16 protein-coding genes are annotated in these 26839 nt (G+C 36.0%); 6 read left to right on the top strand and 10 right to left on the bottom strand.

What is annotated here, in order from left to right; all coding sequences use genetic code 11:
- Positions 1 to 334: 334 nt before the first annotated feature.
- Positions 335 to 1549 carry a glycoside hydrolase family 88 protein gene (locus L3049_RS03610; protein ID WP_275108423.1) on the bottom strand — a complete coding sequence of 405 codons (1215 nt, stop codon included), beginning with the start codon at positions 1547 to 1549 and terminating at the stop codon, positions 335 to 337.
- 474 nt (positions 1550 to 2023) lie between these two features.
- Here L3049_RS03610 and L3049_RS03615 point away from each other — a divergent pair, with 474 nt between their 5' ends.
- Complete coding sequence (locus L3049_RS03615; protein WP_275108424.1) at positions 2024 to 6085, top strand: hybrid sensor histidine kinase/response regulator transcription factor; 4062 nt, start codon at positions 2024 to 2026, stop codon at positions 6083 to 6085.
- A 123-nt stretch (positions 6086 to 6208) separates the two neighbouring features.
- A complete protein-coding gene (locus L3049_RS03620; protein ID WP_275108425.1) occupies positions 6209 to 7426 on the top strand; it encodes a hypothetical protein in 1218 nt (405 codons plus the stop codon).
- Between the two features lie 803 nt (positions 7427 to 8229).
- Here L3049_RS03620 and L3049_RS03625 read toward each other — a convergent pair.
- From L3049_RS03625 to L3049_RS03640, 4 genes are all read right to left on the bottom strand, one after another.
- Entirely contained in the window at positions 8230 to 9951 is a 1722-nt protein-coding gene (locus L3049_RS03625; protein WP_275108426.1) for a family 43 glycosylhydrolase, read from the bottom strand.
- Between the two features lie 28 nt (positions 9952 to 9979).
- Positions 9980 to 13195: a chondroitinase family polysaccharide lyase gene (locus tag L3049_RS03630; protein WP_275108427.1), complete on the bottom strand. Its 3216-nt coding sequence runs from the start codon at positions 13193 to 13195 to the stop codon at positions 9980 to 9982.
- A 225-nt stretch (positions 13196 to 13420) separates the two neighbouring features.
- Positions 13421 to 14530 (bottom strand): glycoside hydrolase family 88/105 protein, encoded by a 1110-nt coding sequence (locus L3049_RS03635; RefSeq protein WP_275108428.1) that lies wholly within the window; start codon positions 14528 to 14530, stop codon positions 13421 to 13423.
- 30 nt (positions 14531 to 14560) lie between these two features.
- Positions 14561 to 15856: a BNR-4 repeat-containing protein gene (locus L3049_RS03640; protein ID WP_275108429.1), complete on the bottom strand. Its 1296-nt coding sequence runs from the start codon at positions 15854 to 15856 to the stop codon at positions 14561 to 14563.
- A gap of 224 nt (positions 15857 to 16080) precedes the next feature.
- Between L3049_RS03640 and L3049_RS03645 the strand changes: the two genes are divergently transcribed.
- Complete coding sequence (locus L3049_RS03645; protein ID WP_275108430.1) at positions 16081 to 17232, top strand: hypothetical protein; 1152 nt, start codon at positions 16081 to 16083, stop codon at positions 17230 to 17232.
- A 127-nt stretch (positions 17233 to 17359) separates the two neighbouring features.
- On the opposite strand, the gene L3049_RS03650 is transcribed toward L3049_RS03645, so the two are convergent.
- Positions 17360 to 18889 carry a sulfatase-like hydrolase/transferase gene (locus L3049_RS03650; protein WP_275108431.1) on the bottom strand — a complete coding sequence of 510 codons (1530 nt, stop codon included), beginning with the start codon at positions 18887 to 18889 and terminating at the stop codon, positions 17360 to 17362.
- Between the two features lie 434 nt (positions 18890 to 19323).
- Between L3049_RS03650 and L3049_RS03655 the strand changes: the two genes are divergently transcribed.
- Entirely contained in the window at positions 19324 to 20376 is a 1053-nt protein-coding gene (locus L3049_RS03655; RefSeq protein ID WP_275108432.1) for a LacI family DNA-binding transcriptional regulator, read from the top strand.
- 73 nt (positions 20377 to 20449) lie between these two features.
- On the opposite strand, the gene L3049_RS03660 is transcribed toward L3049_RS03655, so the two are convergent.
- Positions 20450 to 20740, bottom strand: a complete 291-nt coding sequence (locus L3049_RS03660; protein WP_275108433.1) for a tetratricopeptide repeat protein — start codon at positions 20738 to 20740, stop codon at positions 20450 to 20452.
- Between the two features lie 130 nt (positions 20741 to 20870).
- Between L3049_RS03660 and L3049_RS03665 the strand changes: the two genes are divergently transcribed.
- Positions 20871 to 21461 carry a flavin reductase family protein gene (locus L3049_RS03665; RefSeq protein WP_275108434.1) on the top strand — a complete coding sequence of 197 codons (591 nt, stop codon included), beginning with the start codon at positions 20871 to 20873 and terminating at the stop codon, positions 21459 to 21461.
- Between the two features lie 89 nt (positions 21462 to 21550).
- On the opposite strand, the gene L3049_RS03670 is transcribed toward L3049_RS03665, so the two are convergent.
- The 3 genes from L3049_RS03670 to L3049_RS03680 all read right to left on the bottom strand — a co-directional run bounded on the left by L3049_RS03670 (position 21551) and on the right by L3049_RS03680 (position 25701).
- Complete coding sequence (locus L3049_RS03670) at positions 21551 to 22012, bottom strand: DUF4293 domain-containing protein (protein ID WP_275108435.1); 462 nt, start codon at positions 22010 to 22012, stop codon at positions 21551 to 21553.
- 202 nt (positions 22013 to 22214) lie between these two features.
- A complete protein-coding gene (locus tag L3049_RS03675; RefSeq protein WP_275108436.1) occupies positions 22215 to 24644 on the bottom strand; it encodes a DUF5916 domain-containing protein in 2430 nt (809 codons plus the stop codon).
- A 244-nt stretch (positions 24645 to 24888) separates the two neighbouring features.
- On the bottom strand, positions 24889 to 25701 hold the full coding sequence (locus L3049_RS03680) for a prohibitin family protein (protein ID WP_275108437.1): 813 nt from the start codon (positions 25699 to 25701) through the stop codon (positions 24889 to 24891).
- Positions 25702 to 25894: 193 nt separating this feature from the next.
- On the opposite strand from L3049_RS03680, the gene L3049_RS03685 reads away from it, so the two are divergent.
- Positions 25895 to 26770 carry a nucleoside phosphorylase gene (locus L3049_RS03685; RefSeq protein ID WP_275108438.1) on the top strand — a complete coding sequence of 292 codons (876 nt, stop codon included), beginning with the start codon at positions 25895 to 25897 and terminating at the stop codon, positions 26768 to 26770.
- Positions 26771 to 26839: the final 69 nt, after the last annotated feature.

Genomic DNA, 26839 nt, shown 5'->3' on the forward strand with positions numbered 1-26839 from the left:
CGTCACTTTCTTCTTTTCCGAATTTCCTTTAACTACCACTTGACTTTATGATGTCAAATATAGATTTAAGGCAAACTTTCAATGTGCAGAATCGTTCCGAAACACTCCAATATCATACTAGATCCTGATTATTAATTAATTATATCTTCCCTAATGCAATATTAACTGTAACTTATAGAATCTTATTCTTGCATATTAGCAATTAGTACCTTTCAATATTCTTCTTCTCTTATTTAAAGTGTCAGTAATAATAAGAAACTTGTTTAATGATGACACTTAAATTCCAATAAAAGGTGACATATTAATGTCACCATATAGCATTAATCATTACAATTTAATAAGCCGCTAATTTTTCATTCTCCGTTTTCAGCAATCTCATTAGTGCTTCCACATAGTAATAATCAGCATAACACAAGGGAACATCAATTTCTGCATTGTGAGGTATACTTCCAACACTATGTTTTAAAATAAATTTACCATTACCACCTAGCTCGGCTCTATACTCTTTAGAGGATAAATTCTTAAGAATGAACTGTGCTTCTTTCATATAATTTTTTGTTGAATATCCATCTAACTCGATTAAAGCCGAAGCAATAACAGAAGCCGCTGAAACATCTCTCGGTTCTGAAGGAATCTTTGGAGCATCATAATCCCAATATGGAATACAATCTTTTGGCATTCCTTCATCTGTGAAAATAAAATTTGCGATTTCTTCCGCTTTGTCAAGATACTTTTTGTCTCTAGTATATCGGTAACAAATCGTGTAGCCATATAATCCCCACGCTTGACCTCTGGACCATGCACTCTCATGTGCATAACCTTGTGCTGTTTGTCTGCTTCTTACAACTCCGGAAACAGAGTCATAATCCACAACATGATAAGAACTACCATCTGGACGATAGTGATTTTTCATTGTGGTATTAGCATGTGTAATTGCAGCTTTTTTATACTTATCATCTCCTGTTATTTTCGATAATTCAAACAACAATTCAAGATTCATCATGTTATCGATAATTACAGGGTATTGCCAGCCACGTTTAGCTTGCCAACCTGAATCAACATTCCAGGATTGAATACATCCAATTGCAGGATTAAACCTTGTCATTAAAGAATTACCAGCATCAATCATGATATCCCTAGCATCCTTATCACCATCTATTCTAAAATTGTTCCCATAAGAACAATTAAATACAAAACCCAAATCGTGATTGGTTGTTAAAAACCGATGGTCAATATATAAGGACTGTAACTCTTCTGCATTATCCTTCCATTGGTTTGCTTTTGTATATTCATACAAATACCAACAAGTACCTGGAAAAAATCCTTCGGTCCAATCGAAGCCAGGCTTTGCCCAATGCATATCACCTGTAGCTGTAAGTGTCCTAGGTATTCTATTTACTTCAATTGATTCCTTTCTCAACAATTCCGTCTGTTTACAAGCAAAATCTAAACTCTCTTCACAAAACTCTCTTGTACTTTGCTTCGTTTGACAACTAAATGCAAAAAAAACGATTAGTCCTGTAACTAAATAATGTAAGGGTTGTTTCATTATCAACTTTTATTGATTTTATAATTGACTTTCTATTATCTTTAATCTCTGAAACAAAACTAGATCAATTCAAATACTCAACTGAGCAGGATACTTCTTATTAAGGTTAATATTGTACACCGCCACAAAAGCACACTGCCTTAAGCCTATAACATCTCAATAAACCAATTGACTGTACAATTTTATACCTCTTGTGAACGTTTTCACACCCCATTAACTATATAAGCTACTTACTTTGTACCTATTGTTTATAGACCGTTTTTAGCATAGAACTATTCTTGTATCAAGATCAATTTTAAAAGTTGTTTAGAGATAAATTTAAATGGCTAAAATCAGATATTAAGCATTGGCTTTTAATCCTTATTATTAAATTTGAAATTGATTATCAGATCAAAACAATTCATCAGTTTTTCTAAAATGAGCAAAGTCCTAATCAGTATCATTAAATTTTGCCAAAACAAATTAATTAACGGTATGACTGTAAAAGCTAAGATCTTATTGGTTGGTTTGATTTTCTTTTTCTTTACTGCAAAAAGTCAGCAAATCTCCTTCGATTATTTGGATGTGAATGATGGTTTATCGCAAAACTCCGTTACTTGCCTAACGCAAGACAGCTTAGGAAGAATTTGGATTGGTACCAGAGATGGACTTAATGTTTATGATGGTACACAGATTAAAACATTTAGACCCATAAGAGGTGATTCAACTTCTCTACTTGGACATTTTATTAATTCAATCATTTCCGATGGAAATGATTTATGGATTATTTCAAAAAGTGGTCTTTCTTATCTTAACACCATCAATTTGGAATTCGAGCAATATCAAAAAAAAGAACTAGTTTCCATCGCAAAATTCAACAATAAAATACTTATAGGAACTCATCATGGTCTTTTCTCATTGAACAAAGAGAAGCGTTCATTTGAAAAAATGAAAAACATTTTAAATGAAGATTTTACAATTCAAAATTTATATCCTGATCGTTCTGGTATATTGTGGATAGGAACTGACCAAGGGTTATTTGCCTATAATCCAGATAAAAAGCTAAGCGAAAAAATACTCAATACCAATACAACAAGCATTTTCACCGATTCTAAAAAGCAAGTCTGGGTTGGCACTGCAGAAAATGGGGTTTTCCTATTAAATAATCAACGAAGACAAATCGCTCATTTCACTCACAATGAAAAAAAATCATCTATTGTAAACAATACAATTCGTGATATTAGTGAAGATCCTAATGGTAACATTTGGATTGGAACTTTTCTTGGCTTAAGTATCGTAAACAATGATACGCATTCCATTTCCAATTATGTGAATAATAAAAATGACAACAACTCTCTGTCTCACAATAGTATTTATTCAATATTACGAGACAAACAAGGAAGTATGTGGTTGGGAACTTACTTTGGAGGCATAAGCTACTTTAATCAAGATTGTCAGCTGTACCAAGAATATCCTGTAATTGAACATGATGGCTATGGAATTAGCTTTAATGTTGTTGGTGAAATGATCGAAGACAGTAATAAAAATCTTTGGATTGCTACCGAAGGTGGAGGAATAGACTTTTACAACCGCAAGCACAATACATTCAAACACTATCGCCATGAAGAAGGACAATCTGGACTTTCTCATAACAATGTAAGAGCCCTTGCCTTTATAGATAAATACACCCTCCTAACAGGTACTCACATGGGAGGAATTAGCATTTTAGATATCCAATCAGGAAGATTTAAAAATCCAATAAACAGTGATAAAAATGGTACCTCTCCTCTATCTAACATTGTTAATGAGGTAGTTTCCTACAAGGATATTTTCCTTTTAGGCACTAAAGGAGGTATTATTAAATTTGATCCTATCACCTATCAATTTTCGCCTTTTTTTAAAATAGATGAAAAATTTCAACTACATAAAAAATCAATTAACTGTTTATTAGAAGATAGTTTTGGTGTTCTATGGATAGGAACAGAAGAGCAGGGTCTTTATTCTTACGATAGTAAATCTGGTGAGATTCGAGAATTTCAATCAACGCCAACTGACTTAACTTCAATTAGTGGAAGTAATATTTCCTGTATTTTTGAAGATCATCAGTTTCGTCTTTGGTTTGGCACACATGGCGGAGGTTTGGATCAATACAATAGAGAAAAAGACCAATTTATCAATTACAATATGGCAAAAAACAATTTGCCAAGTGATTTTATTCAAGGAATTAAAGAGTCTAGGTTTGGCAATTTATGGATTTCCAGTTCAAAAGGATTGTCTCGTTTTGACATCGAAAACAACAGATTTTATAACCATTCACATCAAAATGGCTTTCCGCTTAACGAGATTAACAAAAACGCTCTGTACCTTACTAGTGATGGAGAAATTTTTGTAGGTGGAATTAATGGTTTAGTATCTTTTAATGAAGAAGAAATGCTAAATCGTTCCAATAAATTCAAACTAATATTAACCTCTCTAAGTGTTAATAATACTGAAGTAAAACCTAGTGATCTTACTCAAATTTTAAGCAATGACCTTCCCTACACCAAAAAATTGATCCTTAAGCCAGGACAAAATGTATTCACGATAAACTACTCTGCCTGCAACTACATCTCAACAAATCAGAACACCTACCAATATCAACTTGAGGGCTTTGATACAGATTGGATAAATTCTGGAGATAAAACTGCTATTACCTACACCAACCTAAATCCAGGAGAATACACACTTCGCGTTCGGGGCTTAAGTGGTGTTGAAGAAACAATTATTGATGAAAAGCAACTGGTGATTCAAATTAACCCTCCAATTTACAAAACCTGGTATGCACTTCTCACCTATTTCTTATTGGTAGTTGGTGTTTCCTGGTGGTTAAATCACATTTACCGATCTCGATTAAAATTGGAACATACCATTAAATTAGAGCAAAGAGAAAAGACTCAAATAAAGGAACTGAATCAATCCAAACTAAATTTTTTTACCAATATTTCTCACGAATTCAGAACTCCTTTAACCCTGATTACAGGAACAATCGAATCCATTTTAGAAGATAGTAAAACAAGGCCTGCAACCTATAAAAAACTCATTACAACGCACAACAATGCAGTACGTTTAAACAATTTAATTACTGAATTATTAGATTTCAGAAAGTTGGAACACGGTAAAATAAAACTTAAAGTGAGTGAAAATGATTTGACTGTTTTCTTGAACGAAATAAACCAATCTTTTGTGCAATACGCACAATATCATGAAATCAAATTAGATTTTATATCTTCCTTAAGTTTATCCCTTTGGTTTGATAAGAAACAGTTGGAAAAGGTTTTTTACAATATCATTTCTAATGCTTTTAAATTTGTAAAAGATAAAACTGGTACCATCTCCATTTGTACACTTGAAAGTCAAAAACACATTGATGTTATAGTAGAAGATAATGGTTTAGGCATGCCTGCTGATCAAGCTAAAAAAATATTCGACAAGTATTACCAGATTGATAATTTAGAAGGGAAAACCAACCGCCATGGCAGTGGTATTGGACTTGCTTTATGCAAGAATATTTTAAAATTACATGACGGTCAAATTTTTATTGACAGCGAAGAAGGGAAAGGAACAAAATTTACTGTTCGCCTAAAAAAAGGAAATCGCCATTTTGAAGAGGACGAATTCATGTCTGAAAGCAATGTAATAGATGACGCTTCGGAAGTTTCGCAAACACTCTTATTAGAGAAAAAAGAAGAGATCGACGAGGAAAATCAGATACAAGAACAAGCGCATAACTTATTAATTGTTGAAGACAACCCAGAGGTTCAAAAAATGTTGTCCGATTTATTGGATAAAATGTACAATATTATAATCGCCTCGGATGGAAATGAAGGCATCAAATTAGCCATTGAACATCAACCTGATTTAATCTTATCTGACATTATGATGCCAAATCTAACCGGTACTGAAATGTGCGCAAAACTTAAACGAAATGTACAAACCAGTCACATTCCAATAATACTTTTAACAGCAAAATCAGCAACCAAATACAAAATTGAAGGCTTGGAAACAGGTGCTGATGACTATTTAACGAAACCATTCAATACCAAAATATTAAAGGCTCGTATTAAAAATCTCTTACAAAACCGAGTATTGCTTCAGCAAAAATTCAGACAAGATCCAAAAGCAGAAGTAAAAGAAATCACCTCAAATTCAATCGATCAAAAGGTACTTAAACTGGCAAAAGAAATCGTTGAACAAAACTTGGACAACACTGAATTTGATGTACAAGAATTTGCAAAAGAAATGGGCATTGGCAGAACCAGACTCTATTCAAAAATTAAAGGTGTAACTGGTCAAACTCCTAATGAGTTTATTCTATCGACCAGACTAAAAAAGGCTGCTGACATGATACTTACCAATGATGAAGAAATGAATGTTTCTGAAATTGCCTACTCGGTTGGTTTTAGTACACCACGATACTTTAGTCGTTGCTTTAGAGAACACTTTGGCGTTTCCCCTTCCAAATATGGTAAAGTTGAGGTAGAAGCAAAGAAAGTCAATGGGGAAAATCAAGAAGCTTAATAAGTTGAATAAATCTTTACTTACGTGTATAATAAGTGCTCATGTTTGAATTTTATTGTCAATGGTATTCTTAAGCAATGGGTAAATTTAACTTCAAAATTTATCAACCAAATCATTATTCAAATGTCATTAAAAAATAAAATCAGCATCAGCTCAATCATTCTACTTTTGAGCCTCTATTTACCAGTTACAGCACAGTTGCAAGTTGGTGATCCCGGCGTTAAATTCGATGAAAATAAATTCGATTCGAACTACCCACAAATGAAAATTTGGGCTACAGCAGGTGTAGAAGGAGGAATACCTTTCATTGAAAATCTAAAAATTAAGAAAAGACTGAAATCTGGATCAAATAGTGCTGACATTAACAAGGCAATTCAAAAGGTAGCGAAGTCTGGTGGCGGTGCAATCTTTTTAAAGAATGGAACTTATAACATCGATGTACAGGTTAATATGGCAAGCAATGTTTCCCTTATTGGAGAAAGCCAGGAAGGTGTAATTTGCCAGCTGCACAAAGACATTAACGAAAACAATGCCGACAAAAACCCGATGTGTAACGATCCTAAAGCATGGGATGATGGAAACGGTGGGTTTAAATTTGGCAAAGTAGAAAATTGTGGAATCTACAGATTAACGATTAATGGTGCTTGGGGAACGCCAAAGTATGCATGGAACATTGGCAATCAAAAGCTCAACAATGAACTTCCTGGCAATGAAAATATTTCGGTATGGTTTCTAGGTTCTAGCAATTGTTGGATTGATGAATTGACCATTTTAAACAGTGCCGATTTCCCAGTAAGATGTAGCGGTACTCATATTACGATGCGTAATTTAAATGTAGATGGCGTATTTAATAAATCTGGCGGTTGCCACGGCTATTTTTTCCTTCTAAATGGATCGAAATACAATTTGGTTACGGGCTGTAAAATAACACACCTTCGTCACATCTCCTTGCAAGGTGCCGGCGTAGAATACAATGTAGTTTACGACAATGATTTAGCACAGGAAATAAGCTTTCACACAGCCGATGATGGGAACAACCTGATTGAAAACAACAGAATTACATTACCTGAAGATATCAGCAAAAGTTATTTTGCGATCATGGGTCCATGGGCTTCTTTTCACCACATCTCAACAAGTCCAAATTTCTTGTTTAAAAACAAATGTTTGGAAATGAATCACAACAACAAAACACCATGGTCCGATCCATCAGTAGTGTATTCTGGTCCAATTGCGGTAAGACCAGCGGATCATTGGACAAACTTTCCAGAGTTACCAAAAGAAATGACTCCAAAAGGCGGAACACTTTATCCGATCCTGCTAAACGGAGCAACAAGCAAGTAAAAAGGAAGTATTTTACAATCATCCCTTTGTTATCTCTTTTTTCTCAGTCCCGATCCTTATCGGGAGCTCAAATAGAATAGCCCAGGGTAAATGAGCACAGCGAATGCCACCCAGGGATAATAATGTAGCAGTAAATACCGGCGCAAGTAGAAAAAACATTTGGAAAGCAATTCCCGTTTGCGTCGGAATAGCGAAAGGTAGATTGTTGAAAGATTGCATTCTTGCATATTCAAAGCTTGCTTTTTAGGATACTTTCTGTTGTTAAGGATTTTCAATAAAAGGAGCGAATCTCCTTATTTTTTGCTTGTCCTTTAGCCGGACGGGCTTCTACTTTTTCCTTGGATGAAAAAGTAAACAAAAAATCATTGACAACGTCCTCAATCACCCGTTACTAGTTCGATTGCTAAACAAAAAGAACTCGCTACGCTCAAACAGCTTTTTGTTCTTAACGCTCTCTTCACTAAACGGGTCCCGATCTCCGGACTCAATGTCAAATCCAAATCCTCGAAAGGTTTCGTGAATTGAGATAAGGTCTTAGCTCCTAAAACTTGTCCTATTTTGATGATTACTGATCCATAAAAAAAACCTCAAGCCTGATCACAGACTTGAGGTTTTTCATTTAATTCAAGAAACTGTCCAAAATAGCAAGTTCAATCTATAATTGTCATGTTGAGCGTAGTCGAAACATCTGTAAATTACGAGATAGATTCTTCGACAAGCTCAGAATGACGACAGAAGATAGCTATTTGGACGCCTTATTCTTATGGAAGATGAAATGAGCCCTGCAAGGGCAACTGAAACCTTTATTCAGCTCTTGAAATCAAAGCTTCACTTTTCACAATCCCATTTTCATTGAAGGCTTCAATGGTGAAAAAGTATTCCTGATTGCTATTCAAACTTCGAATCGTTACTGCTGTATCGCCATAAACAAGGTAATTGTGATACAATTTGTCCTTCGCATTTCCATAGCTGATGTTGTATCCTGTGGCATGTTCCGATTTATTCCAACTTAAATCAACTGCTCTTCTGTCCTTTTTTCGTAAGACTGTCAAAGACTTAACTGCCGATGGCTTAGCACCCGAACCTTTTCCAAACACTCTAAATCCAGAAATGGCGAAACTACCATCGGGAACCTGAATGTTTATAACGCGCAAATAACGATAGCTTACCTTCTCACTCAACTGAATGTAATCATGCGAATTGTCATTGTCGTTCTTCGATTTATCAACAAGCACGGCCCAATCTTTATTGTTGTTGGAAGCCTCAATTACATACTGATGACGCAAACCAGCAAGTCTACCAAACAAATTGGTATTTTGCTCTGCAAAGTTCATCTGAATAGCGTAAACATCGTATTGCTCGCCCAAATCGATACTAGCCCATTCGCTACCATCTCCCGTAGCCGCAGCCCAATAAGTACGAATATTCTCATCGTTGATATTACTCGCTTGGTAAGCGTCTAAAGTAGACGAAACGCTCACTTTTTTGTTGTAAGACAAAAGCATCCATCCTGGAAAGATATCCTCAAAGCTTTTAATCTTTTTATTTGGAATTGCAATTGGGTAATCGCCATATTTTGTAGTGGAATACATTATGCCATCCTCATCCCAAAAAGCTGGGTAAAATCCCACTCTACGTTCAAATTTATGCTTTACCGATATGGAAATGGTTCCCAAATGCCAGAAATTACCATAGGCATCTTCAATTGTACTTCCATGACCTGCACCACAAGCAAAACCTTCTGGTTTGTATGCAAACGGATTGTGCTCCGCCAAAGCAAATGGCCCCATCGGATGATCAGCAACATAAACCCCATCAGCATAAGACTTCTCTCTTGTACCTGGCGCTGAATACTGCAAATAGTATTTGCCATTGTGCTTGTTCATCCAACAACCTTCAAGCCATGGTGCATTTTCATATTCTGTATTGTAATCACCTCTTACTTCCCAACCATACTCAGCTGGGTTCTGATTCAACACCTCCTTGGTTTCACCAATTACATTAAAGGTGTTCACATCTATTTCACTAACATACAAAGGCTTCACATTCGAACACCCCCAATACAAATACAATTTCTCATCTGTATCCTGATAAAAGCAAGGATCTTCAACCGGAAAATCCAAATCATCAACTGCCAACCATTTTCCACTCTTTGGATCGGCCGATTTGTATACCTTATTGTTGCCCTTGGAGGAGATCGCCATAAAAATCGTATCTCTCAAAACAATTGCTGTTGGCGCATAATCCTCGACTGGAATTTCGTTGGAAAGCACGAAAGTCCATTGCGCTAGATCTTTCGAATGCCAATAGCCACCCGATTTCGAAGCAAACAAATAGTATTCTCCTTTAAATTCAATAACGGTAGGATCGGCCGCTTCCCTTCTCGATTCCCCATCGGGTCTGAATCGGTAAGACAAATTCATTGGATTGCACACCGTCGCTAATTCTGTTTTTGCTATAGATGGCTTTTCGGCACAACTGGCAAACAAAATTGCTACGAGTAAACTCAGTACTAACTTTCTCATTTTTTATCTCTTTTATCTTTTCAAATAATTACTGAACCAATAATACCTCAGCACTTAATCCATCTCTGCACTCGAACTCGATTACGGTTTTGTTCTTGTCTACCGATACAATCTTAGCCTTCTTTTCTTGGGCAGTTTCCATTTCTTTCAACTGCTTTTCGATCTTCCAATTTCCCTTTAAAGTCAACTGTACTTTCGTAGATTTACTTTTCCAGAAAAACCATTCTCGTTCGTATATCGACAATTCGCAACGGGAACCATCGGGCAATAAATCATCTTGACCGTCGTAGATATTCAAATCAGGATCGGCAACAGATACGACAAGATTCTGCCCATCTTTTTTCACCAAGAAGGTGGCTTGTTTGTTGACAGCAGCAATCACTCCTTTTCGAAAAGCAGCTCCTTGCTTTGCATAAACCGCATAAGCAATGGCATTTTCATCATTCAATTTCACAACATGCGCCTCTTCATTTTGCTGAAGCACTACAATTGGCTGCTTCTTGCTTTCCATACGCTCGGCAAATGCTTTCATTTTTGCAGCATCTGCATTAGCTAGTAAAACATATTGGTAAGAAGCATTTTTAGGCGCACTTCCGTGATTTATGTAGGCAGTAGCAAAATTTCCTTTTACTTCGGCCTTGTTCTTGTGATCTGGATTCTGCTGTTCCGAACGTTTGAAAATCAATTCGGCATCTTCACCAATATCTGAAATATAAAAACCAGTATTTCTACTGTCAATCATCCACAAAGCATTCTTAACACCCATACTTTTGGCATATGGAAATGTAGTGATTTCGCCAGCAAAACTAGTATTGGTTTGTACATTACTTTCCTCTAAATGCGTTTGAAAAAGACTTGTTTCTACATCGTAAGTCAAATCAGATTGAATATCTGTTCCCAAACAAAGTACTTTATCCTTGACAAAGAAATAGGTTTTTTTACCCGTAAAACCTTGTAAGTTAAACTTGTCGTGACCTTTAAATTGAAAGGCGTAAATTCCACAGCCATAAGAAGTAGAAACGCCACCCGAAAAGGCCTGATCACTCAACAAATACTCTCCCGCCTCATCGCGGACTTGTCCCGGATCGGTCAACATTTCGCTGTATGGCAAATGTACAGCTGTCACACCCGGCCACAAATGCCAGTCGTATCCTTTAAACCATTTATCATTTTTAGGTGTTGGACTGTCGACACTTTCCGGATAAGCAACATCCAAATAACCATTGGCGATAAACAAAGGAAAGGCTTGAAATGATTTCCCCCAACTTTCGAAGGGGTATACATATTTGCTGTGTGCTCGAACCGAAATCATGTAATCATCCTGCTGACGATTCATGCCTACACAAGTGTATGGAAACACCTTGCAGCCGGTGTAATTGTAGTCCTCTTTTGTCAATCGCAAAGCAGCCAACTTCTTTGTCCAGAACTTATGGTCATCCTGTTCTTTTCCATATTTCGCTAACAAATCATCATACAAAGCGGCCATTTCCTCATCAAACTCTTTCCCCGAAAGAGCCAACATTGCAGGGATTGGAAAGAATAAATCTGGCAGAGTATAATTGCTAAAACGAATGCTGGCAAAAGCCTTGGGTGCCATAATCTCATCGGTAAACATTTGAAATAAGTAGGTCTCGGTAACTTTTTTCATTCGAGAATAAGAAGTTTCGCTAGCCGCAAAAGAAGTTCCCGATAGTATGTACATGGTAGAAACCGCACCATTAATCGCACGACCACCATAACCAAAAGCATGACCGGCATGATGAAAAACCGTACCATCTGGCTTAAAAGTTTCGTCTAATGCCTGAGCATAGCCCGTTGTGATGTTCGAAAAATAAGACGAAAAATGACGCAAATCTCTTAACTTTTCAGCAGAATCTTCCTGCATTAGAGCAGTTAGTAAACGGGGCATCAACAGACCTTGAATTTCATCGGCGTTACCAGCAACACGCCCTGCACACCCATAAACTTCTTGCTCATTATATACCTGATTAAAAGAATAAAACCATCGACAAATATCAATTGCCTTGTTCAATCGCTTGTGTTTTTTCAGTACATCGCGCATGATAAACATGGCTGGGCCATATTCGCGAATGTTGTAAGAATAATGATGCAACCACCCCAAACCAGCTCCAAAATCAAAACCCTGATCAACGCCATAATCAAAAAGGTTGATGAACATTTCTTCCAATTCATCCTTTATTTCCTTGTTATGGCTATAGTAATGCAGGTTCGAAATATCGCGCAAAACGTAATTAAAATCCTGTCGCCAGCGCATTAAACCATCAAATTTCTCCGCTTTGGGTAATTTTAGCTCTTTAAAATGATCATTCATGATGTGCTGATAGATTAAGGGACGCCCGTAAATCTTATCTCCCTCACGCCTAATCTGAAAGCTCTCGTATTTCGCCTTCACCTTAGCAAACTTATCATCGCTGTTTTTTTCACGATTGTAGTCTGGCCAATACAGATCCATCACCTGATGTTCTATTTTTCTAAAATCTGCAATGTCATTTTTGTCTAACTTTTCCAATTCATAAGTTGGCCTGTATTTACTGTACTCCATTAACAAATGCGGATATTGAGAAACCAAGCGTGGGTGCTGATCGATGTTTGGCAATTGCAGATTTGGCCCTACCGTTCGCGGATTCATCGTAACCGAAGTGCCCAACATATCGAAAAAGAAAGTTCCCGAACCTGTAGCCGGCGCATTAATGGTCATTCTTGTCATGTCTTCGCGAGGAACACCACGCATATCGCCACGATCGTAAGCAATTGCAATGCTTCTCCAGCCTTTAAAATTCAGGTTGAAATCGAATTCGCAATCAACAACATTCTCACGTCCGAACTGAATGCGCAAACGCTGATTTCTTGCCTCATCGTTATACACCCACATAAAAAATCCCCTCGGATCTTCCAAAATTGGATTGCTAAGCGAACCGCCATGTCCATCTCCTTTTTCCAAAGCATCTGCTCCCAACATTCTTTGTTTGTGGTAGCCAATGGGTGTATCAAATACAATTTGATCGTTCCCTTTCCATTGCCATTTCAAAGATTTCTCACCTTGCTTCATTCGATGTTCATCGATGGAAATGGCTCGACCTGTGGCCGATAATCCTTTGGGAATTCCCTCTTCGAAACTTTCTAGAATTTTAGCCGGAGCCTGCAATTCTTCCTTTGTATTCTGAGCAAAAATTGGAATGCTAGCGGAAATAAACACCCCAATTGCAAGTAGCTTTAATCTCATGGTATCCGTTTTTTCAAGTACTGTAAAATTACATCTTCCAAATTTCGCCTTTTTAAAACTAAGAAAGGGCTACAATTGTGCGCAAGCTAAGCACTTATTATTCAGCTAAAGTGCAAGTATTTGGCGCTTTTCATTAACAAACAGTTCTTTAGCTGTCGAGCTGATGAAAAAAAGCCTAACAATTCACACTGTTAGGCTTTCTACTATCTAATAAATCTATTATTTCTATTTGCTATACAATTTAAATACTTCCGAACCGGCACTTAAGAAAGCACCTGTACCGTACACTTCCGATTTATCGGGCCAAGCCTTACCTGGTGCTGCGCCAATTGGCTGCACATAGCCCAACATGCCATCTTCGGTAATGCAATTGCACATTGCATTCCATGCTTTTCGCACTACTGGCTCATAGGTTTCCGCATCTAATATTCCTTGGTTAATTCCCCAAGCCAAACCAAAAGTAAAGAAGGAAGAACCGCTGGTTTCTGGTGTAGGGTAATGTTCTTGTCCCAACAAACTCATTGCCCAATGGCCATTTGGCGTTTGAATCTCCACCAACTTTTTAGCCATCTTCTTGTAAATTTTAAGGAAATATTTGTACTCCTTTTCTTTCGGATCTAATTCCTTTAAAATGTTTGCCAAACCAGCAAACACCCAACCATTACCTCTTCCCCAAAATATTTTTGTTCCGTTGTCGAGTTTGCCCATATAACCCTCATCGCGATAGTACAGATTCTCTTTTTTATCGAACAAAAAGTCGGTAGTTGCTTTGTATTCCGAAAGCATAAAGTCCAAATACTTTTTCTCTTTGGTAATCTTATACAATTGTGCCCAAACTGGTGGCGACATAAACAGGGCATCGCACCAATTCCAACGATCTTGATGAAATGGTGTTCTCCAATTCAATTTACTCTGAGAAGGATGGTATAGGATAAAATCGAACTGCTTGCGCGTTGCTTTAATCATTTTCTCGTCGCCATACTTGCGGTACAATTCGCAATACATTTGCCCTATGGTATGATCATCGGCATGATACTGGCGCTTGTGCAAGGTCCAATTCTGCTCTTCTCCAATATTTTTCAACCAATTGTAATAGGCATCATCATCGGCCATTGCAGCCCATTTTTGCATGCCTACATAAAGCGCGCCATTGGTCCAGTCGGCAATATGATGTGCTTTATCTCGCCCACTAAAACAATCTTTAAAATGTTCTATTTGCCAATCGGCAACTCGTTTCATTTCCTTTTTCACCTCTTCGGGCTTAATGCTTTGTGAAAATCCAGGCAGCATAAATAAGAGCAACAGGCTCAGTAAAATAAATTTGTTAAGTCTCATATGAATTAATATTTGAGTTTCAGAATCTAATTAATCTAAGGTATAATCTATTCGGGTTTTATAATTGGTATAATGAACATATTTCTCGTTTACCATCCAAAGCAAGACGGTCTTATCCCCACGTTTCATATTTTGCGGAACAACAGGTCGTACATTATCGTATTTCGAATTTTGCGTTATGGGCGTAATGTCCCACGATTTTCCATGATCAGAAGTTACTCTCTTTTCAATTTCGAATATTCCATTCACATCTTTCGAAATGTAAATGGTATTCGCCTCTAAAGGATGAATGCACATGCCTCCCGAATAGTGGGGCTCTTTTTCAACTTTTCCTTCTTGAGTTTGCGGAAACCACTTCCCCGAATTACAAAGCTCATGATCGATCCATTCTCCTTTTACATATTGCGCATAACGATACAAATGCTCTGTTTCTTTCGGATATCGCGCATACAGAATAACCGGATTTCCTTTTTTGTCTGCATTTATATCGTATACCCAAGCTCTTCCCTCCTGCTCTGTCGCTTTGTAAACTACCGATGCCTCTTTGGGTTCAAAAGGCAATTGATCGAAATCACAAATTTTTGTGCCATCAATTCTCCAAAAAGCTCCCTTCTCGTAACAGGCATAATAAACCGAATTGTTTTTTTCATTCCGCGGGTGACCATCTGTAAAGACAATATGAATTTTTGATTGCCCATCGGAATAGTAACGCACATATGGTCGATTTCCGCCTTGAAATGGTTTGTTAGTGATAAAGACGCGCGCATCAGAAAATGTTTTCCCATTGTCATCCGACCACATTACATTTGGTTTAAAACCTGTCCATCTGCCAAAACAATAAATACGCCCATTTTCCTTTTTCAATTGAAATGGGTTTACATAAGTCACACACTTTCGTGGATACAGCTTAAACTGCTCCTTATTCAGTACCTTTTTTGCAATCAACGATGAAAATTCTGTTTCCCCCTTGTTCAAATGATGAAACCGAACCACTGTATCCATGTGCTTGGCATAGCTCATTAAAACGTCGCCATTCTTTAATTCTAAAAAAGAAGGGTTGGCATGATCATCCTTATCCAATTTTGAGCTCACATTTTGAATTTTCTTCTCTCCGGATTTCAAATTAAGAATCGCACTAATAATGGAACCATCTTCACTCACCCAACCGGTTGCAATTTCATCGGCAACATTGTGTTTGTAAATGGCTCTTGGTGCTGAAAACCAACACCAGGCACCATCATCAGTAATGGTTTTTTGCTGTGCAAATAAATTACTTGTCAGCAATAAAAAGCAAACGATTGATAAAATGGCCTTTATCATTTTCATGGATTTTAATTTAAATATTCATCAACTTGTATAATCGTAGATAGAATTGAGATTGGTGATAATTACCATTCCTCTCAACTACTATCTCAAATGAACACTATTTCGAGCATTTTGTTTATCTTTAACACTGTTTTAACGGTACTTGTAACGGTTAAATGCAACTACACCACACTCACTTACAGACACCTAGCAAGCAACAGTATAATTTGTCCCATTTTCAGTCAATGAATATATCCTCAGAAAAAAAACGATTAACGCTTGATAAAATCCGCAAAAGCGAGACTTTTTCGAAAGCTCCAACAAGCAGTTCGATGCTTCAATATTTGTTCGAGGAAACGCTAAAAGGAACCGATTTAAAAGAAAAGCTTATCGAGATCGATTTTTTTGGAGAATCAAAGAATACAGACAAAAGCAATCCTCGGGTTCGAGTAAACATTTACAACCTGAGAAAAAAACTGACAGCCTATTATGAGAAAGAAGGTAAAAATGATTTCTGGCAATTAATTATCGATAAGGGACAATATCAGGTAAAATTCGTTGCAAAAAATCCAAAAGAGCGATTGCTTAAATCAGCCAAACCTGCTATTCTAATCCCTTACCTGCTTTTGTTTGCTGTTCTAATACTATTTGCCTTAAGCCGTATGCCTAAAAAGCCACCAATGTTATGGCGTTCATTTCTTACCAACAAAAGCGCAACTACCTTATTTGTTGGCGATGTATTTGGCGTTATGGGCACAACTGCAACTGGCAATATAGGTTGGAATCGCGACTACAACATAAATGATCTGGAAGAGTTTTATCAATTTTGTGAAAATAATCCCGAACTTGCCAGTAATTTAAAAGCTGCAAACTATTCTTACACGAACGGAATGGCTGCCTTATCAACACAAAGACTTACGCTCTTGTTTAAAGATTACGGGAAAGAATTTAACATTCGATTTTCGATGCAAAGCACCATTGCAGATATCAAAGAAGGAAACTCCATCTACATCGGACCATTAAAAAACAACAATAAATTTATTCACTTTTTTAATGAGGAAAATCCTTACTTTAAAATTGATGGAGATAGTCTTCTATTTTCCAATCATCCTATCCTAAGAGATACTGTGCTAAATCTTATTTCTGACGGAAGTGAATCGGACTATTCCATTGTTTCCAAAATACTTGGCCCTGATAATAGTGAGCAATTCATTTTCTTTTCGAATCATGACATTGGCGTTCGCTCTACGGTAGAGTACTTTACAAATACAGACTCCCTAGAACATTTCACGGAAAAATTTCTAGACACAAAAGACAATTTTACTGCCGTTTTTCTTACCAAAGGAGTGAACAGAAACAACACCGATTTAGAATTGATTTTGGCTGTTGGACATTAACTAACTCAATAGTCTATAAAAAAACAGAAGAGAATGCCCTGATGGACATCCTCTTCTTTAAGGTACACTTATGTTCTTTCTTTTATTATTTGATTTTCTCAAACACCAATAAGCTTCATTAAAATGATTAGTAATTTAGATAATCACCACAAATTTCATTTTGTGACCATTTGTCGTCAATAGCTTTCAATTGCTTGACCAAGTCAGCATTAAACTTAGCCACCAATTTTTCATCCATATCGTCACCTTTAATTCGGTTCATTTGGTATGGATCTTTTTTGTTATCGTAGTAAAATGACTCTTTAAAGTCAACCGTATTCGATGTTGTTACCACATAGGTATAATCGCCTGTATACAATCCACGCGAATTGTAATCGAAATACAGTACTGCATTCGGAGCATTCTTTTCACTTTTCGGATTTTCGATTACATCAGCCAAATTAAGACCTTGTACCGAAGCTGGTATCTTATCTTCCAATCCAACCATAGCCAATAAGGTCGGCATCATATCTGGAGTGCTCAACATTACATCTTCTACACGGTGCTTTAACTTGTTTCCCCACTTAATAATGAATGGAATGTTAAAGGCCTCGTTTTCTGGGAATGGTTTTCCTTTGTGTCCATGACTTCCCAACATTTCGCCATGATCGGAAGAAAACACGATAATTGTGTTATCAGCAACACCCATTTTTTCCAACTTTTCCAATACCAAACCAATAAAATGATCTACCGCACTCACATTTGCAAAATAGTAAGGAGCATATTCCCCAACCTTTTTATCGGCATTACCTCTAAGTAGTAATTCATCCATTTTTACATCTCCATGGTCTGTGTACTGAGGGAAGAAAGTCATATCGGTACTTTCCTCTGTCCATGGATTATGTGGCGGATTTAATGCCCAAGTAATAAAGAATGGTTTGCCGGTATCACGCTGTCCGTGTGAGTTGTCTAGGTAATTCAACAATGCTTCCGCTTCAAATTCAGCAGAAAAACGCTTAGGCTGATACAAATCTCCATCTTTAATTCCTTTGATTGCCTTAGGATCATTTGAATAACAAAGTGGATCTTTATGCGTATCGCGCAAGGTTTGAAAGAAATAACGATAACCCAAACGATCTGCCCCTGGTGGAACGTAAGTATCGTATCTGTTTACGAAATGACCGCCCGGCGCCTCTTCGATTCCTACATAAGTACCTTTCTCGTCGAAAAGTGGTTCTGTTCTTTGCCAATGGCATTTTCCAAAATAAGCCGTTTCGTAACCCCCTTCGGCAAATACATTTGCCATAGCCTTGCCATCTACCTTAATTCCAACTTCGCGATCTTTTCGACAATTCGCTGTTAAGCCATTTGTGTATGGATATTGTCCACTCATTAACATGCCTCTAAAAGGACTGCACAATGGAAAATTACTCATGGCCTGACTAAAAACGATTCCTTCGTTAGCTAACTTATCCAAGGCAGGTGTTTTTACAGGGTCGGGCGTTCCATGTATGTATTTTGCATTGTCTCCCTGCGACCAAAAACCCAAACTAAACTGACGGTACTGATCAGGAAAAATGAAAATTACATTAGGCGCTGCTTCCTCTTTCACCTCTCCACATCCAGAAAATGACAAAACAAACATTGTCAAAATTCCCCAAACTATATTTCTTCTCATTTTATATTATTTAAAACATGATTCTTCTGTACATTCCAATAAAGTTCCTTCTCTACAGAAAGAAGTCTGACCAAAATTAGATAATCCAAGTCCATACAAGGATTACAATAGTGCAGAATAGGGCAAAAATCATACACTCATTAAATATCTGTAAGCTCAAAATCAATACCAATAGCTAATTTACATGTGATTGTGAAATTTATGTAATTGTAGCGATTCAATTAATCAAAAATGTGATTTTTATCAACTTTAATTTTGAAAAAGAGACATTCTACACATTAATTATTAGCAATTCCATTTTAATTGATTAATAATTGTAAAAACATTCTATTGATATGAACAGAACACTTATTTTTGTTCTTTAACTATAATTGTAAACTTTCTATTCAGAATAAACTGCTGTCCTATTCTGAGTATCTAGAAAAAGGAGAAAAATGGCGAAAATTCGTATTAAAGACATTGCTGAACAAGCTGGCGTATCGGTAGGAACAGTAGATCGTGTTCTTCACAATCGAGGTGAAGTTGCTGAAGAAACGAAGACCAAGATCCTAGAGATTGCCAAGAAAAACAATTATCAGCCTAATCTTATTGCAAGAGCCTTAACTTCAAAAAAACAATGTGTATTCGCCTCGCTATTGCCAACACCAACCGAAGAAGATATTTTTTGGAGAAGACCTTTGGATGGAATTAGTGAAGCTGCAGAAGAATTAGAACAATTTCAAGTCGTTGTAAAGAAGTACTTTTTCGAACATTACAACGAGCAAGACTTTATTGTACAAACCGAAGCCATTTTAAAGCTAAATCCAGCAGGTGTAGTCTTCTCTCCTATCTTCACTAAAGAAAGTTTAGCTTTCACAAAAAAGCTCGATAAAAAAGGAATTCCATACGTTTTTATTGAATCCAAATTAGAAAATAGTAATTATTTAGCCTACGTAGGAAGCGATGGATACAACGGTGGAAGAGTCGCAGCAAACCTAATTGATTTTGGCATTTCTAAAAATGCAGATGTTCTAGTAGTCAACTTGGCTAAAAATCTTGAAAATGTTCTTCACCTAAATCAGCGAACTCAAGGTTTTCTAAGTTACTTTATGGATAAGGGGAATAACGAGGGATTAAAAATATCAATCGAGATTCCAAAGTCAAAATCAGACCTAATTAAAGAAAAGCTAAATCACGTTTTAAAGCAAAATAAAAACATTAAGGCCATTTTCACAACTGGCTCCAAAGTCTATAAAATTGCTCGATACCTCGAAACGAATCAGTTGAACGATATCATATTGGTTGGCTTCGATCCCATCGATCAAAACATTCACTACCTGAATAGAGGAAGTATAAACTTCTTAATTGGCCAGCATCCATATCAACAAGGATTTAAAGCAGTCAAGAAACTGTTCGAGCATGTTTTATTACAACATAAAATAAGCAAAGATGAATACCTTCCAGTTGACATCATCAATTGTGAGAGCATAAAACTATACAAAGCATAGTCAAAAAAAGTAATTCATAAAAAAGCCTGACTTAAACAGGTCAGGCTCATAGAATCATTATATTTTAATCAAATCAAGGATTATAAAGGTCAGGATTAAAATAATCCATAATCGATTTAATCATCTCAACTTTTACCTTGGCTTTTTTATGATCTGGTTCAATATCTGTCACACGAAAATAGGCACTCATTGCTGCAGGTAACTCCCCTAACTGGTGATACATTTCTCCCACCTTAAAAAGAGCTTCTACATTTTCCTTATCTTCCTCAACTACCTCCTGATATTTTTCCAAGGCAGATCGAAACTCCTCCGAAGCCTCTAGCTTCCTTGCTTCGATTATCTTATTCTCTATATCTTTATTCATCTTATTAGTAATTTAGTCGCTTGTTGTACGAGGCAAATGTAAGTATTTTTCATTTCCGATCGAATAAATACACTCAATTGATCTTAAAAGAAAGACTTATTTGTAATTTTAAGGTCTAAACTTTACGAGTATGACAAAACAACACTGGAGACCTGGTACAATGGTTTACCCCTTGCCTGCTGTAATGGTAAGCTGCGGCAGTACACCTGAAGATTATAATATCATTACCATTGCTTGGACAGGCACCATCTGTTCTGATCCTGCAATGTGCTATATATCGGTTCGCAAAAACCGACATTCTTACGATATTATTAAAAATAGCGGCGAGTTTGTTATCAACCTAACAACGAAAGATCTTGCTTTTGCAACAGATTGGTGTGGTGTTAAATCGGGTAAAGATTTCGACAAATTCAAGGAAATGAAATTAACTCCTGGCAAATCAAAAGAGATATCTGCACCCATTATAGAAGAATCTCCTTTGAGCATAGAATGTAAAGTGACCAAAATTATAGAGTTAGGATCGCATGACATGTTTATGGCCGAAGTTGTAAACGTTCAAGCCGATGAACGATACATTGACGAAAAAGGAGGATTTTCTTTAGCTAAATCGGGTCCGATAGCCTATTCTCATGGTCATTACTTCGAACTAGGAGAATTGGTTGGGCGTTTTGGATACTCCGTAATGAAAAAGAAAACAAAGGAAAAACTACAAAAGAAATAAGTGAAGGAAATTATAAGCGATACTATTCACTGATTAAAACAACAAAACCGGCCTTTTGAGCCGGTTTTGTTGTTTTATTTTGTGGTCGCTTATCGAATTCGATCCATAGAACGAATCAAAGCTTCGTCTTTTCCAATTTCTCTAATTGCCAAATAGCATAAAACCAATGCAACCAATGGGAATGCATTAATAATGCTATAATTTGCAATGGCTCCCAATTCTATTGCCTGACTATTGATACTATAGTAGATCAATCCCACCGCACCAATCATACAAATCATATTAAAGATCGTTAAGCGAATTTGCAACATTCTTTTCTTGAATAAGAAAATTGTAACCAAGCCAATTAAAGCAATAATGCTTAATAAAACAGCTACAGGTAATGCATTAAAAACTGCAGGCTCACCTTCCACAAGTGCTGGTATACCGCGGTAAATAAATTCATATGCAACATTCGATGCATCAATTAGCTCAGCTAAAGGAAAAAAGAACATCATTGCAATTAAAATAAAACTCCCTAATAGGTATAAAGATTGAATTCTTTGTATCATCGTATATTTAATTTTTGCTACAAATTTAAACTTAAATACAAAAGCAGCAAATTTTCAATTGCTGCTTTTTACCATCATTACGTTACTAACTAATCACACTTAGTAAAAAAAAATAAAAACTTTGTTGAATTACCCCTAATAACAAAGCCGATTTTTTGCAAGCTTTTACAGCAAGTTAATTCTGCAAAATTTAAGTAGGTTATTAACCTTTTCGTTTTAACGACATGTAGTCGATATAATATAAAACTTTGACCGACAAACTATTAAACTGCGTCGCATCAAATGTGTTTTTCAAGTTATTTACAAAGCGATGAGCTACTTTATCATCATCACTAAAAATAGTATTCTTCCAAACCACAGCTAATTCACTCCCTGGAGCAAATCTCCACGAATAAACCATATCAATATTAAAACTGTTAAAATTGATATCATTATTTTCATTATAATCGGTACTCGCTAGTCGTCCGTTATTTTTTAAGCGATGAAAGCTATTGTATTCTGCTTTTGCCCAATAATGTCTAACTTTTAAACTTAAAGAACTTTTGTTATTGAAAATATAATCACTCGATAGTTTATTCTCAACATAAGTTCTGTTTCTATCTCCAATATAAACTGTTGAATTCCCATTAATTTCTTCATCATCAACGTAGCCTAAATCATTTAAGGTTCTTCCCCACTCTATTTCGTATTCCATCATGAACCGATCACTAAAGCGATAACGAGATTCAAACTCCATTTCAAACACTCTTAAGTTATCTGTCGATAATCTTTTACCATATTCACCTCTAATATCTATTGCCAAGGCTTTTCGGTAATCAGATGATACCCAACCACCAATAAATGCCGAAGATCCTTTTCTCAATTTCATTCCATCAATTCTCGGCTCATCAAAATCATATTGATGTATTGGTCTAAAATTCCCATAAATACCAGTTGATATGTGATTTTTAAATTTAACTCGAGCATTGTAAAAAATGGTAAACCTTGAAAATCTTCGAGGTGAATATCTTGCCTCATGGTGAAAGCGAATGTTTCCATTTCGAACCAACAAAGCTCCCTTGGGATCTGAATTGTTATAATAGAAATTCAAATTGTTATTGATCTGATTATTCCGATTTAAAAATCCCATATCATTAGGATTGTATTGATCTGAAATCATTCGATGGTAATAATCCCAAGTAAACTTTCCGTTAATTTTACCAAATTCCATCTCGTGATAATGTCCTATTTCATCTGATTCTCCCTTTTCAAATCGTTGCGAAACAATTCCTTTTCCTTGAAGACTATATGATCTTTCCTTATTTCGGAATTCGAATTCTGTACCACTAACATTTGCGATATAATCAGTTTCTGGAATGTAAACATTCGTATTGTAAAGACTAACATAGGACTCATTCTTGAGACTTTGATCCACCACCAACATATTATAATTGGTAAATGCCTGCGTCTTAATTTTACGTTCTACACTGGTAATTGTATCTTTAACTTCAGCAAAAGTATTTTTCGTCATTGCATTAAATACACCTATACCCAATCCTTTTGAATTTCGCCCTGATACTTTCGTCGCATTAATTATTTTTGTTTCAATCGGATTCTCTGTGATAACTTCATCGTCTTTTAACTCATCCTCTACATTATATAAATTAATAGGACGTCCACCAACCCTTCTCGAATAGAAAATTTCACCTCTATCGAACAACTCAGTAGCTTCGGTAAAAAATTGTCTATTTTCATCAAATTTCACTTCGAACGGAGACAGATTTAATATTTCATCGTCAGATTGTACCTGACCAAAATCGGGAACCAACATCATATCCAAAGTATAGCTTTCATTAATCCCATACTTTAAATCCATTCCTCCTCTGTAATTCATTTCTACAGATGAATGATCTGAAGATTTGTCTATATAAGTTGAAAAATAAGGTGTGAAAGACAAACGAACAGGAGGATTAACATTCTCAATTCCATTTAATATACCTGATTGACCGACCCAACCATCTTCTTCTTTATCTATAAAATTCCAACTAATTTTCTCTCTAACACTTTGAATATTTCGAATTATATTAATACCCCAAGTTTGCACATCCTTTGTAGGAAAACGCAAAGCCGAATAGGGAATTTCAAATTCCGCACTCCATCCTTTTCCATTAATCACTGTGGCACTGTTCCAAACAGCATCCCAACTAGAATCTTCATTTCCTTTTACAACCTTAGCATCCCACTGTACACCTGCAGGTGTAACAATAAATTCAAATGCATCTAATCCATTGTTAAAGGGGTCAATTAATAAGGATAGAAAATCAGAATTATTAATCTCATCTCTTTTACTCAGTTCCTTGAATATTTTTTCAGGCTCATTATCATACATCATCACACCAACTATAATCGCCTGATCAGTATAAATAAATTTTGCTTCTGTTTTAAAATTAGAAGGTGCACCATTTGAAGGTTCAAATTGGATAAAATCAGTTGCAACAGGAATTCCTTTCCAGATATCATCGGTTAGCTTCCCATCAATTATTGGTTTAGAGGAAACGCGGATAGCAGATATTTCTTTTTTGGTTTGCAATGCTTGAGTAGGCAAGGCAATAAAAAGAATGAAAATGCAAATTAGTAATGGCAATTTATTCATAGTCACTTAGGGGCAATTGGTTAATAGCATGATGGCAATTCAGATTGTCATCCGTTTACAAGCACATTTTATGCCAAGCCATCTCCTAGCACTAATTATCAAGCCCTTAAATAATTGTATGTTATTTATAACTGAACGTTATTGGAACACTAACGTACGTTAACGAACAGTCCATTGAAAAAATACACAAAAAAAACCGCCTGATTGCTCAAGCGGTTCGTCTTATATTTAGGATTAAATATTCCTAGTTATTTCCAAGAATTAGAGGCATACCTTCTTTCCCACTTCCAATAACAACAACTTTTGAATTAGGTGATTTCGACAATTCAATAGTTGCTTCAATTCCACGCATCTTCAGTAGAGCAGTAGTCAAACTACTATTAATAATCTTATTTGCTTTTGCCTCACCTTCCGCTGCAATACGCTTTCTTTCAGCCTCACTCTTCTCTCGATCAAGCTTAAATTTATAAGCTAGAGCTTCTTGCTCCTGTTTAAGTTTACTTTCAATAGCTTGCTTAATTTTTGCAGGTAGATTAATTGAACGAATTAAAAGAGCTTTCATTTCAATATTGTTCTTCTTAAGAATTAAAGAAGTCTCTGTAATGATAGCATCCTCAACTTCTTTTCTACGAGTAGAATAAATTTCTTCAGCAGTATAACGACCAGCGACTTGTCGAACCGAAGAACGTACTTCAGGAACAACTAATTGGTTGATATAATTCTTACCAAAGATTTCATGTAAATATCCAATTTTATTATAAGTTGGATTAAAACGAACAGACACATCAATATTCACAGATAATCCACTTTTATCCAAAACATCCATAGTCTCTTCACTTTTTTGTTCCTTTACATCATATACATGTAAGTCATTCCAAGGAGCAATCACATGGAAACCTGGCATAAAGACATTTTCTTTATCTAATCCGTCTGAGAATTTACGGAAAATAATTCCACGCTCACCAGGCTGAAGCGTTTTAAACATACTCGATCCTGACAAGACCAAAATTACGGCCATTATACCTAGTACTATTAAAAAATAAGGTTGTTTCTTCATCTTTTTTATATTTACTGTTTCAATTATTTTCTATTTCATGTTAAATATAGTACAATAATATTAGATATTACGGTATGTGTAGCGTCTAAATAAAAAATACACCTTTCTTATCAAAAGAAAATAAGATGTTAGTTTGAAGATTGAGAAAAATTACATAATTTCGGCTCTTTGCTCTCGTAAAATTTTAAAACATATGGAACCAATTAAATCATCAGAACTAATTATTAATCCTGACGGAAGCGTTTTTCACTTGCACTTAAGACCAGAAGACCTGGCTGACACAGTTATTCTTGTTGGTGATCCTGGCAGAGTGGAATTAGTTGCCAGTTATTTCGACGAAGTTGAGTTAACTATTTCGAATCGCGAATTTGTAACTAAAACCGGTACTTATAAAGGTAAGCGTTTCTCAGTTTTATCAACTGGAATTGGAACAGACAATATCGATATTGTAGTAAACGAATTAGATGCTTTGGTGAATATCGATTTGGAAACTCGAATTCCTAAGAAAGAACACAAAACTCTAACGCTTGTGCGTATTGGAACCTCAGGATCGCTTCAAGGAAACATTCCGGTAGATTCGTTCTTATTATCAAAAAAGTCAATTGGTTTTGATGGAATGCTTAATTTTTATGCAAATCGAGATTCTGTATCAGAGCTTGATTTTGAAGAGGCATTCAAACAATTTGTGAACTGGGATAAAAAACTAGCATCTCCTTATGTTGTACCTGCATCTAAATTACTTGTAGATCAACTTGACGGTGAAGATATGATTCAAGGTATAACCATTTCAGCAAATGGCTTTTATGGTCCACAAGGAAGAGTTCTCCGTTTGAAAACTCTTGACATGGATTTGAATGATAAAATTGAAGCATTTGAATACAAGGGGCAAAAAATTACAAATTATGAGATGGAAAGCTCGGCAATTTTTGGTCTTTCAGCAATGTTAGGCCACGAATCGGTAGCAGTTTGTGCAATTATTGCCAACAGAATCAATAAAGATGCAAGTAAAGACTATAAACCAACGATAAAAAAGTTGATTCAAACCGTTTTAGATCGACTTTGCAAATAGCTTTTACCCTTATTATCAAAGATTTAACCCGCAAGATTGTTTTTCCTTGCGGGTTTTACTATATTTAGT

The organism is Labilibaculum sp. DW002, from assembly GCF_029029525.1.
Lineage (GTDB): Bacteria > Bacteroidota > Bacteroidia > Bacteroidales > Marinifilaceae > Paralabilibaculum > Paralabilibaculum antarcticum.